General features: G+C 75.1%; 3 protein-coding genes and 1 pseudogene. 3 read left to right on the forward strand and 1 reads right to left on the reverse strand.

Going from position 1 to position 3,722, the window contains the following annotated elements; genetic code table 11:
• From E1283_RS37730 to purU, 3 genes and pseudogenes are all read left to right on the forward strand, one after another.
• Nucleotides 1-853, forward strand: a pseudogene (locus E1283_RS37730) (hypothetical protein); the annotation flags it as partial.
• Nucleotides 854-918: 65 nt separating this feature from the next.
• The gene (locus E1283_RS33635; protein WP_132821958.1) at nt 919-1,365 is read left to right on the forward strand and encodes an SCO4402 family protein; all 447 of its coding nucleotides are present in this window, start codon (nt 919-921) and stop codon (nt 1,363-1,365) included.
• A gap of 47 nt (nt 1,366-1,412) precedes the next feature.
• On the forward strand, nt 1,413-2,297 hold the full coding sequence (gene purU, locus E1283_RS33640) for a formyltetrahydrofolate deformylase (RefSeq protein ID WP_132821959.1): 885 nt from the start codon (nt 1,413-1,415) through the stop codon (nt 2,295-2,297).
• Between the two features lie 16 nt (nt 2,298-2,313).
• Here the strand turns inward: purU and E1283_RS33645 are convergent, their stop codons facing one another.
• On the reverse strand, nt 2,314-3,498 hold the full coding sequence (locus E1283_RS33645) for a zf-HC2 domain-containing protein (RefSeq protein ID WP_243745288.1): 1,185 nt from the start codon (nt 3,496-3,498) through the stop codon (nt 2,314-2,316).
• Nucleotides 3,499-3,722 lie beyond the last annotated feature (224 nt).

The following is a 3,722-nucleotide window of genomic DNA, read 5'->3' on the forward strand; positions in this document are numbered from 1 at the left end:
AAGAGACAAGCCCCACCCGTACCAGCAGCAACAGCAGCAACCGCCGCAACAGCCCGGCCAGTTCAGCGCCCTGTTCGACCACGCCGCCTCCGCGCCGCCGCCCGGCGGCGGCCCGCACCCGGCGTACCGCGACGACTACGCCCCCGAGCCACCCCGCCAGCGCAACAAGCTCGGCATCGCGCTCGCCGTCATCGTCGGCTGCGCCGTGCTCGGCCTCATCGGCGGCGCCCTGCTGGGCGGCGGCGGGGACGAGTCCGACCAGCCCGCCGGCCCGCGGCAGACCGTCGGGAACGAGGGCGGCGACGACCAGCCGGCCGAGGGCGGCGACACCGCCGAAGGGGACGCGGCCGACGCCACCCCCGAGTCCGGCACCGAGGGCGAAGCCGACGACCCCGAGGCCAGGGCCCAGGCCGAGGCGCTCTCCACGCTGCTCGCCGACAGCAGCGCCAGCCGCGACTCCGTCATCCGCGCCGTCGGCGACGTCCGCGGCTGCGCCAACCTCGACAACGCCGCCAACGACCTGCGCGCCGCGGCCGCCCAGCGCAACGGGCTGGTCACGGAGCTCAACGTGCTGTCCCTGGACGCCATCCCGGACGGCGCCTCGCTGGCCGCCTCGCTCACCGAGGCGTGGCAGGCGTCGGCCGAGGCCGACGACCACTACGCGGCCTGGGCCGACGAGGCCAGGACCAACCCGGCCGTCTGCCAGGGCGGCAGTGCCACCCACACCGACCGGGCCAACCAGGGCGACGCCGCCAGCGGCCGCGCGACCACCGCCAAGGAGCGCGCCTCGCAGCTCTGGAGCCCGGTCGCGGCCCGGTACGGCCTCCCGGAGCGCACCTCGGACCAGCTGTGACCGTACGATCGTTTCCCGTGCAAGGTTCGGAAAGGTCTTCCCGTCACCCCCGTCGCTCCTCCACCATGGCAGGCATGCCGCTCAACGACATGCCGTGGTGGCGTTGGCGCGCGAACGTGCGCTCGGCGCTGCACATGCTCTCCGACCCCGCCTTCCAACAGGGCGTCTGGCTCCCCGCCGTGCCCGGCTTCGGCGACGTGACCGACGCCGTCTACCGGCTGGTCGAGGACACCTGGTTGGACAACTGGTCGGCGGAGAAGTACGTCGGCACCGTCTTCCGGGACTCCCAGGAGGCCGCGCTGGTCGACGTCGCCGTGCTGCGCTTCCTGCGGATCCTGCACCAGGTCGGTGCCGACGCCCCCGCCTCCGGGTACTTCCAGCAGCAGGGCTGGCCCGAGGCGGTCCAGGCCGCCCGGGAGGCGCACGTCCTGCTCGCCACCAACGACGGCGAGGACCCGGACGCGCCGCCCCGCTCCCTCCAGGAACTGGCCACGGTCGTGCACACCATGTGAGCGGCCCTGGTCCTGGCGGGTGGGGCCGGTGTGCCAGGCTTGGCGGCATGACGTCCTCGCCCGCGACCCCCGCGGCCGCCCCAGGCCCGCAGTACGTGCTGACCCTCTCCTGCCCGGACAAGCCGGGCATCGTGCACGCCGTGTCCAGCTTCCTGTTCATGACCGGCTGCAACATCGAGGACAGTCAGCAGTTCGGGGACCGCGACACCGGGCTCTTCTTCATGCGCGTCCACTTCGCGGCCGACGAGCCGGTCACCCTGGAGAAGCTGCGCGCCAGCTTCGCCGCCGTCGGGGACACCTTCCGGATGGACTGGCAGCTGCACCGGGCCGACGAGAAGATGCGCGTGCTGCTGATGGTCAGCAGGTTCGGCCACTGCCTCAACGACCTGCTGTTCCGCGCCAGGACCGGCGCGCTGCCGGTCGAGATCGCGGGCGTCGTCTCCAACCACACCGACTTCGCCGAGCTGTCCGCCTCCTACGACATCCCGTTCCACCACATCCCGGTGACCGCCGACACCAAGGCCGAGGCCGAGGCCGGGCTGCTGCGGATCGTCGAGGACGAGGACGTCGAACTGGTGGTGCTCGCCCGCTACATGCAGGTGATCTCCGACGACCTGTGCAAGCGGCTGCCGGGCCGGATCATCAACATCCACCACTCGTTCCTGCCGAGCTTCAAGGGCGCCAAGCCGTACCACCAGGCGCACGCCCGCGGCGTCAAGCTGATCGGCGCCACCGCGCACTACGTGACGGCCGAGCTGGACGAGGGCCCGATCATCGAGCAGGAGGTGGAGCGCGTCGGCCACGGGCTCACCCCGGCCCAACTCGTCGCCGTCGGCCGCGACGTGGAGTGCCGGGCCCTGGCCCGCGCCGTCACGTGGCACAGCGAGCGCCGCGTGCTGCTCAACGGCCGCCGCACCGTCGTCTTCGACTGACGCGCCGCGCGGCCCGCTACAGCCGGGACAGCGCGGCCGCCGCGGACAGCACGTCGTGGATCACCAGTTCGTCGCCCTCGCCCGCGGACGCCGCCTCGTCGGGGGTGATGCGGCCGGCGGCCAGTTGGCAGAAGACCACGTCGTCCACGGCCACATGGGCCACCGCCCCGCGGGCGGCGGTGCGGGAGACCGCGGCCACCGGCGAGTCCAGCGGTATGTAGAAGTCGCCGCCGCCCGGGCCCTCGACCTCCAGGTGCAGGGTGCGGCCCGGGGTGCCGGCGGTGGTCAGGCGGGGCCGCGAGACGGCCAGCCCCGCGCGGCGCCGACGGGCGATGCTCCCCGGCAGCCGCCGCGCCGCCAGGTCGACGAGCCGCCGCAACTGCGGCCCGAGCGGCGGGCCGTACGGGTACTCGACGGCCCGCGCGATGTCGTCGGCGTGCACCCAGCAGGCGAAGGCCCGGTCCAGGTAGGCGTCGGAGAGCGGCAGTTCACGGCCGGCGCCCGGCAGCCGGTCCAGGTCGCCGAGCACCGCCCGCTCCACCGTGCGCTCGCCGGTGCGGCCACCGGCGCCGGCCGCGGCGCGGACCAGCGCCTGGGTCTGCTCGCGCCAGGGCCGCCAGGTTCCGACGGCCGGGCGCGGGTCGGCCCAGCGGGCGAGCGTGCGGTCGACGGGGTCGTCGCCCGCCTCCCGCAGCAGGTCGGGCAGGCCCATGGCACGGGCCAGCAGGCCGTCCACGGCGAGCAGGTGGTCGAGCACCCCGGAGACCGTGGTCGTCCGGTCGAGCCAGCCCGCCTCGTCGTCGAACCAGCGCAGCTCCACGGGCGTGCGCCACTCGTCCTCGGTGATGTCGTTCAGCAACGCGTCGAGGCGGGCCGCCTCGGAGTCGAGCGGGGCGGCCCAGGACGGCACCGGAAGCGACGCCGGCCGGCGGGCCAGACAGCCGTCGAGCACCCGGCCGCGCAGCCGCGGGTCGAGATCCAGGTTGCCCTGCGGTTCGAGGAGCGTGGCCGCGTCCCGCAGGCGCAGGGCCTCCTCGGCGCAGCCGCCGCAGTCGTTGAGGTGGGACTCGACGCGCTCGGCCTCGTCGGGCGCGCAGGCGGCGAGGGCCCAGGCGCCCAGCAGCGACATCAGCTCCTGGTGGTCGGCCGGGTGCGGCTCCCGCCGCCCTCGCCCGTGCCGCTCGTGCCGCTCGTCCGCCATGGCCTCGCTCGTCTCCGGTCGCCGAGGGGGGACCGGCCGGGAGCCGTCGGGCCCCGGTCGCCCCGGTGGGGAATCCCGGTCGCGCGGCGAGGGTACGCGAGTCGACCGGCCGTCGCGCGCCAGCGACTCGCCCCGGGGGACGGAGGTCACGAACCCTCCGGCGGTTCGGCGGGGACCACCGGGACGGCCGGGGCGGCCGGGGATGCCTGGGCGGCGGTGGCGGC

The organism is Streptomyces hainanensis, from assembly GCF_004348415.1.
Taxonomy (GTDB): Bacteria; Actinomycetota; Actinomycetes; order Streptomycetales; family Streptomycetaceae; genus Streptomyces; species Streptomyces hainanensis.